The following is a 13,964-nucleotide window of genomic DNA, read 5'->3' as shown; positions in this document are numbered from 1 at the left end:
CGTGACCGAGGACAACGCGATGCCTCCCGGGGTCGAGGACCCGCCGCAGCCGCGCGTGCGCTCGCTCGGCCGCAACACGCTGGTGATGGCGTCGGGGACGCTCGTGTCCCGCGGCCTGGGCTTCATCCGCAACGCGATGCTGGTCGCGGCCATCGGCGCGACGGGCATCGCCGCGGACGCGTACGACGTCGCCAACAAGATCCCCAACACGCTCTACGCGATCGTGGCCGCGGGCGTGCTCAACGCCGTCCTGGTGCCGCAGATCGTGCGCGCGTTCGGGCGCCCCGGCGGCAAGCGCACGGTCGACCGCATCGTCACCCTCGGCGTCTTCGGCTCGCTCGGGCTCACCGTCCTCTTCACGCTCGCCGCGCCGGTCTTCGTCAACATCTACACGCAGGGCTGGGACGCCCCGCAACGGGACCTGGCGATCGCCTTCGCGTTCTGGTGCATCCCGCAGCTGTTCTTCTACAGCACGTACACGATCCTCGGACAGGTGCTCAACGCGCGCGAGCAGTTCGGTCCGTACATGTGGGCGCCGGTGCTCAACAACGTGGTGTCGATCGCGGGTCTCACCGTGTTCCTCGCGATGTACGGCGGCTACGCGACCCATGCCGGCCAGTTCGACGACTCGACCTGGTGGACCGCCCTCCCGACGTGGCTCATCGCCGGCACCGCCACGCTGGGCATCGCCGCGCAGGCGCTCATCCTGATCTGGCCGCTCGCCCGTGGGGGCTACCGCTGGAGCTTCGTCTGGAGGGGGCCCAAGGGGGAGCTGTCCGGCGTCACGAACGTCGCCGGGTGGGCGCTCGGCGCCGTGCTGCTGGACCAGGTGGGAGTGGTGGTCGCCACGCGCATCGCGAGCGAGGCGGGAGCCGTGGGCAGCGCGGCCGGCGACACCGCGGTGGCCGGCAACGCCGCGTACTTCAACGCGATGATGCTCTACCTGCTCCCGCACTCGCTCATCATCGTGTCGCTCATCACGGCCCTCGCGACCACCATGTCGCGGCACGCGGCGGCGAAGGACACCGAGAGCCTCCGGCTCACCGTGGTGCGCGGCATGCGCGTCGTGACCGTGTTCGGCCTGTGGTCGACCGCGGTGCTGATCGCGCTCGCGCCGGCCATCGTCCGCATCGCGCTGCCGACCGTCAGCGACGACGTCGTCCGCTCCGTCTCCTACGTGCTCATCGCGCTCGCGCAGGGCGGCGTCTTCCTCGCGCTTCTCGGTGTCTTCAAGAACGTCTTCTTCGCACTCGAGGACGCCAAGGCCGTCTTCTACATCCAGATCCCCGTCACCATCGCGTGGGTGGGCCTGATGCTGCTCCTGCAGCAGGCGCTCGACCCCTACTGGTGGACCGCGGGGGCCGCCTTCGCGTTGAGCCTCTCGAACGTCGTCGGCGTGGTGATGCGCGGCGCCGCCGTGAGTCGCCGCGTGGGCAGGCTCGAGCTGGGTGCGTACGCGTGGCTCGGCACGCGGGCGCTCGTCGCCGCGGGCGTCTCCGGAGGGGTGGGATGGTCCCTGCTGCGGTTCATCCCGGAGATCGACCTGGACGACAGGATGCACACGCTCCTCGTCTCGTTCGGCGCGCTCGCCGTGCTCATCCCGCTCATGGGCGTCCTCTACTGGGCGCTGCTGCGCGTGCTCCGCGTGCCGGAGGCCAGCGAGCTCGTGGCACCGCTGACGCGGCGTCTGCGGCGCACCGTACGATAGAGGCCGGACGAGACCCGGGGGTGCGGAACAGGTGAGATCGGGCACGATGCTGGGTGCGCGATTCACCCTGCTCGACGAGGTCGACCACGACATCCCGGGCATCGAGCGGCACCTCGCGGAGGACACGCGCCTCGGCAGGCGGACGGTGGTGGACATCGTCCACGGCTCCGCGGCGGGCGAGGTCCGCAAGGAGGCCATGCGCGCGTCGCGCCTGCGCGACCCGCGCCTCGCGCGCATCGTCGCGACGGGCCGCGAGACCGTCGACGGCGCCGCGGTCACCTACGTCGCGATCGAGCACGTGCCGGGCGCGGTGCTGGCGGACGTGCTCGCCCGCCACCGCATCGACGCGCGCCGGGCGATCGCGATCATCGGCGGCGCCGCGCGCGCCCTGGCGGCGGGACGCGCCGCCGGCCTGTCCCACGGCTTCGTGCGGCCCGGGTGCATCACGGTGACGTCCCGCGGACGCGTCGTCGTCGCCGGCCTCGGCGTCGACGGCGAGGCGGCGGCGCAGGCCGGGCTCGTGAGCGCGCCGTCCGAGGCGGACGATGCGCGGGCCCTGGCGCTGCTGCTGGTGCGGGCGCTCACGGGCATGGACCCCGAGGAGTGCACCCCCGACGATCTTCCGGACGGCCTCGCGCCGCCCGCCCGCGACCTCGCGGTCCGCGCGCTGCGGGGCGCGGCGCCCACCACCATCGCCGCGGTGGTCGACGCGCTCGTGTCCGCGGACTCCCGGGCGCTCATCGGCTTCGACAGCGCCGTCGACGGGCTGGCGCTCACCCCGCGGCTCGAGCGCGAGGCGGCCGAGCGCGCGGAGCGTGAGGCGGCGGAGGAGGAGCGGCGACGCGAGGAGGAGCGCGCGGCCGCGCGGGCCCTCGTGGAGGCGGAGACGCTCGCGGCGGCACGGACCGCGGTCGACGAGGCGCGCGCCTCGGAGCTCGCGGACAACGACATCCACGACAGCGTGCGCGAGGCGCTCGACGAGATCGCGGCCGAGGAGGCCGCGACCCAGGAGCTGGCGATGGCGGCCGCGCTCGCCGCCGAGCAGGAGCGCGCCGTGGCGGAGGGCCGGGCGGTGGCGCCACCGCCCGAGGCCGCGGATCGCCACGAGGCGGCCTTCGACACCCTCGAGATCATGGTCGCCGAGCAGAACCTCGTGCGCGAGCAGGGCACGTGGGAGCTCGTGCTGGCGGCGCTGCACCGGCGGTGGCCGCGGTCGGAGGGCATCGCCCGAAGCCTTCGCCGGGCCGAGGAGCGCGCCAACCGCGGCGGTCCCCTCAACGGCAGCCGCGTGGTGCTGACCGTCGCGATCGCGGGTCTCGTGCTCGCGGTCATGGTGGCGCTCACCTGGCTCGCGTCGCCCCTCGCGCCGGACATCGTGATCGAGGAGGACCCCTCCGGCATCCCGAACCCGGCGGTGACGGCGACCCTGTCGCCCGCGCCCGATCCGAGCTCCTGACCGCACCGAACAGGAGACGGGTGCCCCGGGGAACATCGTCCCCCTACCATCTGTTCATAGAACGCCGTCCCGGCTTGCCGGGAGCGACCCATCGATCGACTGAGGAACAACCGTGAGCGAGACCCGCAACGTCATCATCGTCGGTTCCGGCCCTGCCGGGTACACCGCCGCCATCTACGCCGCGCGTGCGGGCTTCCATCCGCTGGTGATCGCGGGGTCGATCACCGCCGGTGGCGCCCTGATGAACACCACCGAGGTGGAGAACTTCCCCGGTTTCGTGGAGGGCATCCAGGGTCCGGAGCTGATGGAGACGCTGCAGGCGCAGGCCGAGCGCTTCGGCGCCGAGGTGATCTTCGACGACGCGACCGCGCTGGACCTCGAGGGGCCGGTGAAGAAGGTCGTGACGGGCATGTCGGGCGAGTTCACCGCGAAGGCGGTCATCCTGGCCACCGGGTCGGCGTACCGCGAGCTCGGTCTGGACGATGAGAAGCGTCTGTCGGGCAAGGGCGTGTCGTGGTGCGCCACCTGTGACGGGTTCTTCTTCCGCGACCAGACGGTCGTGGTCGTCGGCGGTGGCGACTCCGCGGTCGAGGAGGCGACGTTCCTGACGCGCTTCGCTTCCAAGGTGTACCTGGTGCACCGCCGCGACGAGCTGCGCGCGTCGAAGATCATGGCCGACCGTGCCGCCGCGGACCCGAAGATCGAGTTCGTGTGGAACTCCGAGGTGCTCGGCCTGGACGGCGACGCGAAGCTCGAGGGCGTGCGCGTGCGCAACCGCGTCACCGGTGAGGAGTCCACGCTGGCCGCGACGGGCCTGTTCGTCGCGATCGGTCACGAGCCCCGCTCGGAGCTGGTCAAGGGTGTCATCGACCTCGACGAGGGCGGCTACGTGCAGGTCGTCGGCCGCACCACCGCCACGAACGTGGAGGGCGTGTTCGCGTGCGGCGACCTCGTCGACAACCGCTACCGCCAGGCCATCACCGCCGCCGGCTCCGGCTGCGCCGCCGCCCTCGACGCCCAGCACTACGTCGACTCGCTCGCGGACGTCGTCGAGGAGGTCGTCGCGGAGGAGGCCCCGGCCGCCGAGGAGGCCGCACCCGAGCTCCCGACCGCGCCGGTGCCCGCGACGGTCGACACGTTCCAGGCCGAGGTCATCCAGTCCGACGTCCCCGTGGTCGTCGACTTCTGGGCCACCTGGTGCGGCCCGTGCCGCGCGGTGGCCCCGCTGCTGGACGAGCTCGCCGAGGAGTACGCCGGCCGCCTCAAGGTGGTCAAGGTCGACACCGACGCGAACCCGCAGCTGGCGATGGCCTACGGCGTGACCTCGATCCCGACCATGAGCTTCTTCAAGGGCGGCGAGGTCGTGAAGTCCGTCGTGGGCGCGCGCCCCAAGCCCGCGCTCGCCGCGCTGTTCGACGAGGTCATCGCCTGACGCGCATCGTCCCTCTCTCTCCGGACGGGGGTCCAGCCGCATGACGGCTGGACCCCCGTCCGTCTGAGAGACTTGCCGCATGAGCGACGGCACGCCCACCCCTCGCGAGGGGACCCGCCTCGACCCCTGGTTCGGGTCGTACGCGCAGCGCGCGCATCAGATGCGCGCCTCCGAGATCCGCGCGCTCTTCGCCGTCGCCAGCCGCCCCGAGGTGGTGTCGCTCGCCGGCGGCATGCCCTTCATCGGCGGCCTCCCGCTCGAGGAGCTCGGCGAGATGACGCGCCGCATCATCGTCGAGCACGGCGAGGTGGCGCTCCAGTACGGCTCCGGGCAGGGCGACGTCACCCTCCGCGAGAAGATCCTCGAGGTCATGGCGCTCGAGGGCATCTCGGCACATCCGGACGATGTGGTGGTCACCACCGGCTCGCAGCAGGCGCTCGACCTGGTCACCACGATCTTCATCGATCCGGGCGACGTGATCGTCGCCGAGGCGCCGTCGTACGTGGGCGCGCTCGGCGTCTTCCGCGCGCACGAGGCCGAGGTCGTCCACGTCCCGATGGACGCGCACGGCCTCATCCCCGAGGCACTGGAGCAGACGCTCGGACGCCTCGCCGCGGCCGGTAAGCGCGTGAAGTTCCTCTACACCGTGCCCAACTTCCACAACCCGGGCGGCGTCACGCTGTCGCTCGAGCGCCGGCCCCAGGTGCTCGAGATCTGCCAGCGCTACGGCGTCCTGGTGCTCGAGGACAACCCCTACGGGCTGCTCGGCTTCGACAGCGAGCCGCTGCCCGCGATGCGCTCCATGAGCCCCGAAGGTGTCATCTACCTGGGGTCATTCTCCAAGACCTTCGCACCCGGATACCGCGTCGGCTGGGCGGTCGCGCCGCACGCCGTGCGCGAGAAGCTGGTGCTCGCCTCCGAGGCCGCGATCCTGAGCCCGTCCAACGCGTCGCAGATGGCGATCGCGACGTACCTCGAGCACTTCGACTGGCAGGGCCAGATCAAGAAGTTCCGCGAGCAGTACCGGGAGCGCCGCGACGCGACGGTGTCGGCGCTCGCCGAGCACATCCCCGAGGCCTCCTGGAACGTGCCCGACGGCGGCTTCTACGTGTGGGTCAAGCTCCCCGACGGGCTCGACGCGAAGGAGATGCTGCCGCGCGCCGTGACGGCCCGGGTCGCCTACGTGGCGGGCAGCGCCTTCTACATGGACGGCTCCGGGACGGACCACATGCGCCTCTCGTACTGCTTCCCCACGCCGGAGCGCATCCGCGAGGGCGTGAGGCGCCTGTCGACCGTGGTCGACGCCGAACTCGAGACCGTCCGCATCTTCGGCACCTCGGGAGGCGGCCGCGGCGATGCGGTCGACTTCCCCTCGCCCGACCTGTACTGACGAAGGGAACGTCATGCACGCACTCATCCTCGCCGGCGGCCTGTCGCACGAGCGTGATGTCTCGATCCGCAGCGGTCGCCGCGTCCAGGAGGCGCTGCGTGGCAAGGTCGAGAAGGTTTCTTTGCTCGATGTTGATACAGAATTGATGCCGACCTTGCGTGCCGGCCACATCGACGTCGTCTGGCCCCTTCTGCATGGTGCCACCGGCGAGGACGGCTCGCTGCAGGCGCTGCTCGAGCTCGTCGGCGTGCCGTTCGTCGGCACCGCCTCGGGCCCGGCCCGTGTCGCATGGAACAAGGCCGTGTCGAAGACCGTGATGGGGCGCGCCGGCATGGCCACCCCGGACCACGTCACGCTCCCGCAGTCGCTCTTCCGCGAGGTGGGCGCCGAGCAGGTGCTCGACACCATCGTGTCGCGCTTCGGGCTGCCCGTGGTCGTCAAGCCCGCCCGCGGCGGTTCCGCGCTCGGCGTCTCCGTGGTCCGCGACCGCACCGACCTCGCGCGCGCGATGGTCCACTGCTTCGCGTACGGGGACGTCGCGCTGGTCGAGCGCTTCATCGAGGGCACCGAGGTCGCGATGAGCGTCCTCGGCAGCGGGGACGATGCGCGGGTGCTGCCCGCCGTCGAGACCGTCACCGAGGGCGCGTACGACTACGACGCCCGGTACAACCCCGGCCGCGTCGAGTACTTCGCGCCGGCCCGCCTCACCGAGGCGCAGGCGCAGCAGGCGGCCGCCACCGCGCTGGCCGTGCACCGGTCCATGGACCTCCGCGACCTCTCGCGCGTCGACATCATCCTCGACCCCGATGGCCGCGCGCAGGTCATCGATATCAACATCGCCCCTGGTATGACCGAGACCTCGCTCTTCCCGCAGGCCGCCGAGGCGGCCGGCCTGGATCTGGGCGAGGTCTACGGCGACCTGGTCGTGGGCGCGGCTTCACGGGCCGCCACCGTCTGACGCGCCCCGGCGCGCCGGGCCCGCGAACGCGACCGGCCCACCCGGCCGGCGCATCGTCCCGCCGCAGGCCTCAGTCCTCGGGGGTGAAGACCCCGGGATCCTTCGGGTCGATCATCGCGACGATGCGGTTGAGGTCGTCGACGGTCGCGAAGTCGATGGTGATCGACCCCTTCGTACGCCCGAGCTTGACCTTGACGCGCGTGTCGAAGCGGTCGCCCAGGCGCCCGCCGAGATCGTCGAGGGCGGGCGTCCGCGCACCGGCGCGCACCGCTCCCCTCCGCGGCTTCGGCGTCTCGACGCCGAGAGCCACCGCCTCCTCGGTCGCGCGCACGGAGAGACCCTCCGCGACGATGCGCGTGGCGAGGTGCTCCATCGCCTCCGGGCTGTCGAGGCCCAGGAGCGCACGCGCGTGGCCCGCGCTCAGCACTCCGGCGGCCACGCGGCGCTGGACGGTGGCCGGCAGGCGCAGGAGGCGCAGGGTGTTGGAGATCTGCGGACGGGAGCGGGAGATGCGCGCCGCGAGCTCCTCGTGCGTGATCGAGAAGTCGTCGAGGAGCTGCTGGTAGGCGGCCGCCTCCTCCAGCGGGTTGAGCTGGCTGCGGTGGAGGTTCTCCACGAGCGCGTCGCGGAGCAGGTCCGTGTCGTCGGTCTCGCGGATGATCGCGGGGATCTCCGTGAGCCCGGCCTCCTTCGACGCGCGGAGGCGGCGCTCGCCCATGATGAGCTCGTAGCCGTCACCGGCGGGGCTGACGCGCACCACGATCGGCTGGAGGACGCCGATCTCCTTGATCGAGCCCACCAGCTCCGCGAGCTCGTCCTCGTCGAAGACCGTGCGCGGCTGGCGCGGGTTCGGCACCACCGCGTACGGGTCGATGTGCGCGAACGTCGCCCCGGGAACGGGGACCAGCTCGCCGTCCTCCGACACCTCGGTGATCGTGGGGATCGCCCCGGTGGTGTCGGAGAAGAACATGTCGTGCGGGCGCTCCGGCCCCGGCGTCTCGGGTTCGGTGGGGATCAGCGCACCCAGGCCGCGACCCAGGCCCCTCTTCGCCGGCTTGCTCACTTGCTCTCCGATCCCGCGGCGCCGCGCACCGCGATGTCACGGGCGATCGCCGTGTAGGCGACCGCTCCCGAGGAATGGGGGTCGTGCGTGATGACGGTCTGGCCGAAGCCGGGCGCCTCGGACACCCTCACCGAGCGCGGCACGGTCTGCTCGAGCGTCTGCGTCGGGAAGTGCGCGCGCACCTCCGTCGCCACCTCGCGCGCGAGGTTCGTGCGGCCGTCGTACATCGTCAGCACGATCGTCGAGACGTGGATGCCGGGATTGAGGTGCTTGCGGACCATCTCCACCGTCTTGATCAGCTGGGTCAGCCCCTCGAGCGCGTAGTACTCGCACTGAATCGGGATCAGCACCTCGCTGGCGACGACCATCGCGTTGAGCGTGAGGAGACCCAGGCTCGGCGGGCAGTCGATGAAGACGTAGTCCAGGTTCTTGCCGGGGCCGTCGAGCAGGCTCTTGAGCGCATCGTGCAGCCGGAACTCGCGTCGCACGACAGAGACGAGCTCGATGTCGGCGCCGGCGAGGTCGATGGTGGCCGGCACGCACCAGAGGGTGTCGACGTCTGGGCACCGCTGCGCCACCGTGTGCATGGAGACGTCGTCGAGCAGGACGTCGTAGATCGACGGCGTGCCCGAACGGTGCTCGACGCCGAGCGCGGTGGAGGCGTTGCCCTGAGGGTCGGCGTCGATCACGAGCACGTTGGCGCCCCGCTTGGCCAGCGCCGCGGCCACGTTCACCGACGTGGTGGTCTTCCCCACGCCGCCCTTCTGGTTCGAGACCGCGATCACGCGCGTGCGCGGGGGCTTCGGGAAGGTGGCCTCCTCGAGCGCGCGCCGGTGGCGCTCGGTCGCCATCATCTGCGCGGCAAGGGGGCTGCCGTGGTCCTCGTCCAGCCCGTCGAACGGATCCGATGTTTCACGTGAAACAGCGGCCTCACCGGCGGACTGCAGCTTCTCGGAGATGGTCGAGTGGTGCGACTGCTCGGTGGACACGCAGTTCCCTTCTTCTCCCGCGGACGAGGCCCGGGGCCTCCGTACGCTCGCCATGTTTCACGTGAAACATGGGCTCTGACACACATGCTCCCGCCATCGGCATCGAGGCGGGAGACCCTTCCCAGAGGTCACGACTCTACCCCAGCGAGGGCCCGATCCGACAGGCCGTCCGGGCCGTCTCGCGACCGGCCCGCGCTGTTTCTCCACCGGCCGCGAACTGTGGAGAAACGCCCCTTTCGACCCCGTTCCCCGCACGAATCGCTGTGGAGAACCCTGTGGAGGTCAGCTGTGGGAAAGCACCACGACGGTCGTGGGCTCGACCCCCGCGATGGTGCCGGCGGTGTGCACCTCTCCGCTCAGGCGGTGCTTGCGGAGCGTGTACTTGGCGCGCTCGAGCTCGTCGCCGGCGCTCCTGCCCTTGAGGAGGACGAAGCGGCCGTCGGGTGCGAGCAGCGGGCTGCACCACTTCACGAGCTTGTCGATCGCCGCTACGGCTCGCGCGGTGACGACGTCCGCCTCGACCGACTCGACGACCTCCTCCGCGCGCCCGCGCAGGATCCGCACGTTGTCGATCCCGCAGTCGCGGGCGGCCTCGAAGAGCCACTGGGTGCGGCGTTCCATCGGCTCGATGAGGACGTAGTCGCGGTCCGGGTCCATCGCGGCCAGGACCATGCCGGGGAGGCCGGCGCCCGAGCCGACGTCCGCGACCCTGCCCTCCCCCAGGAACGGTGCGAGCGCGGCCGAGTTGAGGATGTGACGCTCCCACAGGCGTCCCACCTCGCGGGGACCGATCAAACCCCGCTCGACGCCCTGGTCGCCGAGCAGCTCCGCGAAGGCGCGCACCCGCGGGTAGACGTCGCCGAAGTACTCGCGGACCTCGGCGGAGTCGTGCAGCGGGTCGTCGCTCAGGAGCTGATCGGTCATCGTTGTTTCACGTGAAACGTCAGGCCGGGAGGACCACGACGTAGCGCTGCGGGTCCTCGCCCTCGGACTCCGAGGCCAGGCCGGCCTCGAGCACGACGTCGTGGACGACCTTGCGCTCGAACGCGTTCATGGCCGGGAGGGAGACACGGGCACCGGACTCGCGCACCTTCGCGACCGCCTCGCGGGCCTGCTCCGCCAGACGCTCACGGCGACCCGAGCGGAAGTCGGCGATGTCGAGCATGAGGCGGCTCACCTCGCCGGTGTCAGACTGCACCGCCAGACGCGTGAGGTCCTGCAGCGCCTCGAGCACCTCGCCGTCCGGTCCGACCAGACGCTTGAGGTCCTGGCTCGGGCCGTCGGCGACGATCGCGACCTTGGCGCGGCCGGCCTCGACGGAGATGTCGATGTCGCCATCCATGTCGAGGATGTCGAGGAACTCCTCGAGGAAGTCCGCGGCGACGTCGCCCTCGGCCTCGAGCTTCTTGATGTTGTCGGTCATGACTCGTCCTTGGTGTCGTCGGCCGGCAGGGCCTGCGGCTTGCTGCCGCCACGATTCTTGCGCTTGGGCTGCTGGCGCTGGCCGGAGCGCTTGGTCTCCTCCTCCACCACGGCCTCCGCCTCGATCACGGCGGTGGGGTCCTCACCGCGGCGCTCGGCGCGCTTCGCCGCCTTGGCCGCGAGGCGCTCCTTGTGGATGCGCTCGGCCTCGGAGCCCGGCGTCGGGTTGTTGCGGATCACGTACCACTGCTGGCCCAGCGTCCACAGGTTCGTGGTGGTCCAGTAGATGAGGACGCCGACCGGGAAGTTCGGGCCGGTGATCACGAAGATGAACGGCAGCGCGTACATGAGGATCTTCTGCTGCTGCGCCATCGGGCCCTCGAGGGCGGAGGCGGGCAGGTTCTTCCGCGTGAGCTGGTGCTGCGTGATGAAGGTGGTCGCCACCATGGCGACGATCAGCAGCGCCGAGACGATCTTCGCGGACATGCCCTCGGAGTTGAAGAACGTCTCGCTGAGGTGCGCACCGAGCAGCGTCGCGTCGCGCGCCTGGTCGATCAGCTCCTGCGAGAGCAGGCCGATCGGGCCGTTGTCGCCGCCCAGGTTGTAGTTGAGGACGCGGAACAGCGCGAAGAAGATCGGCGCCTGGACCAGCATCGGCAGGCACGAGGCGAACGGGTTCGTCTTGTGCTTGGCGTACAGCTCCATCGTCTCGCGGCTCATCGCCTCGCGGGACGCCTGGTCCTTCTTGCCCTTGTACTTGTCCTGGACCTTCTTGAGGTCCGGCGCGATCATCTGCATCGCGCGCGACGCCTTGATCTGCTTGACGAAGAGCGGGATCAGCGCCGCACGGATGGTGACCACGAGGCCGACGATCGCCAGGGCCCACGTGACGCCGGACGCCGGATCCAGGCCGATGAAGCTCCAGATCTGGTGCCAGATCACCACGATGTTGGCGACCACCCACTCGAGCGGGTAGAGCAGAGTGTCCACTGTTGTCCTTAGATCGGCCGGGCAGAGGTCGGTTCGGTCAGCATCGCGGCATTATTCCTCGTAAGACGAAATAGCCGCTCCCCCTTCGCCGGGACGTCGTCGACGCCACCGTTGCTCCAGGGGTTGCAGCGCAGCAGCCGCCACGTCGCGAGACCGGATCCCACGACGGCGCCGTGCACCTCGATCGCCTCAAGGGCGAAGTGCGAGCAGGTGGGATGGTACTTGCAGCGCGCGCCGGTCAACGGGGAGATGGTCCGCTGGTATCCGCGGATCAGCCCGGACAGGGCGCTGCCGGCGACGGTCATCGTGCCGCCTTGGCGACGGCCTGGCGCAGCGCGCCGTCGACGTCGGTCTCGAGCTCGGCGAAGGTCGCGGTCGCGGCGGCGGGAAGCGCGCGGATCACGACGGACGTGCCCGCGGGCAGGTCGTCGAGACGCGACGCGGTGATCGCGCGCAGGCGTCGCTTGACGCGATTGCGGATCACGGCACCTCCTACCGCCTTAGAAACAGCGAAACCGGCCATGCGTCGAGCATCGCCGGTTAGCGCCACGTGCACCACGACGGTGCGCCGACCGCTACGGACCCCCGATCGCATCGCGGACCGGAAGTCCGCGGACGATCGCAGGCGCGCGTCGGCCGGCAGCAACCTCAGGCCGAGAGCTTGCCGCGGCCCTTGCGACGGCGCGTGGCCAGGATCGAGCGGCCGGCACGCGTGCGCATGCGCAGACGGAAGCCGTGCGTCTTGGCACGCTTGCGGTTGTTCGGCTGGAAAGTCCGCTTGCTCACGGGTCACTCCACAGGTTTTAGGGCATGGTCAAATCAGCGCACTAACGTTACGCGTAACCCATGACAAGGGTCAAATCGCGCCCCGGTCTTGGGGCGTGCGACCCGAACAGGATAGGCTCCACCATCACGGCCGGACGCCAGGTGACCGACACGCGGATACGCGGTAACGAACCGGTGTCCAGCCATGCACCGACTGTGAGAAACGCTGTGGAAAGTACTTGGGGGTGACGGCCAGTGGCGGCAGAGCCTGCCTCGGAGTCGATCGACGCAGTGTGGCGAGGAGCCCTCGACGTCCTGGCTGACGACGGCGCGCTGAGCGCGCAGAATCGATCGTTCCTCCGGCTCGTCAAGCCGCTCGCGGTCGTGGAGGACAACGTCTTCCTCGCCGTGGCCGAGGACTTCACCAAGAACTATGTCGAGACGACGCTGCGCGGTTCCGTGACGGAGGCCCTGAGCGACGTGCTCGGGCGCGACGTCCGCATCGCGGTGACGGTCGACGCCTCGGTGTCGCCGCCGGAGCCCAGCGAGGACGAGGCGGACGAGGCGCCGCGCCCGCAGATGCGCCGCCCGCAGCCGGAGCCCAAGCCGGTGGTCGAGGACCCGCACCTCAACCCGCGCTACACGTTCGACACGTTCGTCATCGGGCCGTCCAACCGGTTCGCGCACGCGGCGGCCCTCGCGGTCGCCGAGTCGCCGGGCAAGACGTACAACCCGCTGTTCATCTACGGCGGCTCCGGTCTGGGCAAGACCCACCTGCTGCACGCGATCGGCCACTACACCAGGCATCTCAAGCCGCAGACCCGCGTGCGCTACGTGAACTCCGAAGAGTTCACCAACGACTTCATCAACTCGATCCGCGACGACCGCTCGCTGAGCTTCAAGCGCACGTACCGCGAGGTCGACGTCCTCCTCATCGACGACATCCAGTTCCTGCAGGGCAAGGAGCAGACGCTCGAGGAGTTCTTCCACACCTTCAACGCGCTGCACAACGCCGGCAAGCATGTGGTCATCACCTCGGACGTGAGCCCGCGCAACCTCGACGGCATCGAGGAGCGCATGCGGACCCGCTTCGAGTGGGGCCTCATGACCGACGTCCAGCCGCCGGACCTCGAGACGCGTATCGCGATCCTCCGGAAGAAGGCGGCCGCGGACGCGGTGCAGGCGCCGTCCGACGTGCTCGAGTACATCGCGTCGAACATCACGAGCAACATCCGCGAGCTCGAGGGCGCGCTGATCCGCGTCACGGCCTTCGCGGCGCTGAACCGTCAGCCCGTCGACCTCTCGCTCGCGCAGGTGGTGCTCAAGGACCTCATCTCCGACGACGACTCGGAGATCACGGCCGCCGCGATCATCGGCAAGACGGCCGAGTACTTCGGCATCTCGATCGAGGACCTCACCGGCACCAGCCGCTCGCGCGTCTTCGTGACGGCCCGCCAGATCGCCATGTACCTGTGCCGGCAGCTCACCGACCTGTCGCTCCCCAAGATCGGCGAGCACTTCGGCGGCAAGGACCACACCACGGTGATGTACGCGGTCAAGAAGGTCGAGGACCAGATCGCCCAGCGCCGTCAGATGTACAACCAGGTCAACGAGATCCACGCGCGCATCAAGCAGTCGCGCGCCTGATCGGCTCCTGACGAACGATTCGGCCCCTCCCGCGTCCGCCACGACGCCGGAGGGGCCGAATCGTGCCCTGGGCGGCATCCTCGCGCGACGGGACGATGCGCGCGCCACCACGGGCCGCGGCCGCACCGGCCGGTCCGCACGCGT

Annotated in this window: 14 protein-coding genes; 6 read left to right on the top strand and 8 right to left on the bottom strand. The window is 70.5% G+C overall.

What is annotated here, in order from left to right; translation table 11 throughout:
* Nucleotide 1 precedes the first annotated feature (1 nt).
* The 5 genes from murJ (at nucleotide 2) to AOM02_RS11785 (ending at nucleotide 6,944) form a co-directional block, all read left to right on the top strand.
* Nucleotides 2-1,708, top strand: a complete 1,707-nt coding sequence (gene murJ / locus AOM02_RS11805) for a murein biosynthesis integral membrane protein MurJ (RefSeq protein ID WP_062299388.1) — start codon at nucleotides 2-4, stop codon at nucleotides 1,706-1,708.
* A 31-nt stretch (nucleotides 1,709-1,739) separates the two neighbouring features.
* Complete coding sequence (locus AOM02_RS11800) at nucleotides 1,740-3,164, top strand: protein kinase family protein (protein WP_169746633.1); 1,425 nt, start codon at nucleotides 1,740-1,742, stop codon at nucleotides 3,162-3,164.
* A gap of 112 nt (nucleotides 3,165-3,276) precedes the next feature.
* Nucleotides 3,277-4,596 (top strand): thioredoxin-disulfide reductase, encoded by a 1,320-nt coding sequence (gene trxB, locus AOM02_RS11795; protein WP_082105081.1) that lies wholly within the window; start codon nucleotides 3,277-3,279, stop codon nucleotides 4,594-4,596.
* A gap of 79 nt (nucleotides 4,597-4,675) precedes the next feature.
* Complete coding sequence (locus tag AOM02_RS11790) at nucleotides 4,676-5,986, top strand: aminotransferase-like domain-containing protein (protein ID WP_062299382.1); 1,311 nt, start codon at nucleotides 4,676-4,678, stop codon at nucleotides 5,984-5,986.
* 13 nt (nucleotides 5,987-5,999) lie between these two features.
* Nucleotides 6,000-6,944, top strand: coding sequence for a D-alanine--D-alanine ligase family protein (locus AOM02_RS11785; RefSeq protein WP_062299380.1), 945 nt, complete (start codon nucleotides 6,000-6,002; stop codon nucleotides 6,942-6,944).
* Between the two features lie 70 nt (nucleotides 6,945-7,014).
* Here the strand turns inward: AOM02_RS11785 and AOM02_RS11780 are convergent, their stop codons facing one another.
* The 8 genes from AOM02_RS11780 to rpmH all read right to left on the bottom strand — a co-directional run bounded on the left by AOM02_RS11780 (nucleotide 7,015) and on the right by rpmH (nucleotide 12,194).
* Nucleotides 7,015-8,007 carry a ParB/RepB/Spo0J family partition protein gene (locus AOM02_RS11780; protein ID WP_062299377.1) on the bottom strand — a complete coding sequence of 331 codons (993 nt, stop codon included), beginning with the start codon at nucleotides 8,005-8,007 and terminating at the stop codon, nucleotides 7,015-7,017.
* A complete protein-coding gene (locus AOM02_RS11775; RefSeq protein WP_228373841.1) occupies nucleotides 8,004-8,996 on the bottom strand; it encodes a ParA family protein in 993 nt (330 codons plus the stop codon). The genes AOM02_RS11780 and AOM02_RS11775 overlap by 4 nt, the downstream gene beginning before the upstream one ends.
* Nucleotides 8,997-9,278: 282 nt before the next feature.
* Nucleotides 9,279-9,920, bottom strand: coding sequence for a 16S rRNA (guanine(527)-N(7))-methyltransferase RsmG (rsmG, locus tag AOM02_RS11770; protein WP_062299372.1), 642 nt, complete (start codon nucleotides 9,918-9,920; stop codon nucleotides 9,279-9,281).
* 19 nt (nucleotides 9,921-9,939) lie between these two features.
* Nucleotides 9,940-10,419 carry a Jag family protein gene (locus AOM02_RS11765; protein WP_062299369.1) on the bottom strand — a complete coding sequence of 160 codons (480 nt, stop codon included), beginning with the start codon at nucleotides 10,417-10,419 and terminating at the stop codon, nucleotides 9,940-9,942.
* A complete protein-coding gene (yidC, locus tag AOM02_RS11760) occupies nucleotides 10,416-11,408 on the bottom strand; it encodes a membrane protein insertase YidC (protein WP_062299367.1) in 993 nt (330 codons plus the stop codon). The genes AOM02_RS11765 and yidC overlap by 4 nt, the downstream gene beginning before the upstream one ends.
* Before the next feature lie 8 nt (nucleotides 11,409-11,416).
* Nucleotides 11,417-11,713, bottom strand: coding sequence for a membrane protein insertion efficiency factor YidD (gene yidD / locus AOM02_RS11755; protein WP_082099449.1), 297 nt, complete (start codon nucleotides 11,711-11,713; stop codon nucleotides 11,417-11,419).
* Nucleotides 11,710-12,003: a ribonuclease P protein component gene (gene rnpA, locus AOM02_RS11750; RefSeq protein ID WP_439644655.1), complete on the bottom strand. Its 294-nt coding sequence runs from the start codon at nucleotides 12,001-12,003 to the stop codon at nucleotides 11,710-11,712. The genes yidD and rnpA overlap by 4 nt, the downstream gene beginning before the upstream one ends.
* A gap of 53 nt (nucleotides 12,004-12,056) precedes the next feature.
* Complete coding sequence (rpmH, locus tag AOM02_RS11745; RefSeq protein WP_062299363.1) at nucleotides 12,057-12,194, bottom strand: 50S ribosomal protein L34; 138 nt, start codon at nucleotides 12,192-12,194, stop codon at nucleotides 12,057-12,059.
* Nucleotides 12,195-12,428: 234 nt separating this feature from the next.
* Here rpmH and dnaA point away from each other — a divergent pair, with 234 nt between their 5' ends.
* A complete protein-coding gene (dnaA, locus tag AOM02_RS11740; RefSeq protein WP_062299360.1) occupies nucleotides 12,429-13,820 on the top strand; it encodes a chromosomal replication initiator protein DnaA in 1,392 nt (463 codons plus the stop codon).
* Nucleotides 13,821-13,964: the final 144 nt, after the last annotated feature.

The organism is Demequina maris, from assembly GCF_000971155.1.
In the GTDB taxonomy this organism is placed as follows: Bacteria; Actinomycetota; Actinomycetes; order Actinomycetales; family Demequinaceae; genus Demequina; species Demequina maris.
Note: the sequence above shows the minus strand (reverse complement) of the source record. Positions and strands in the feature narration are given on the sequence as shown.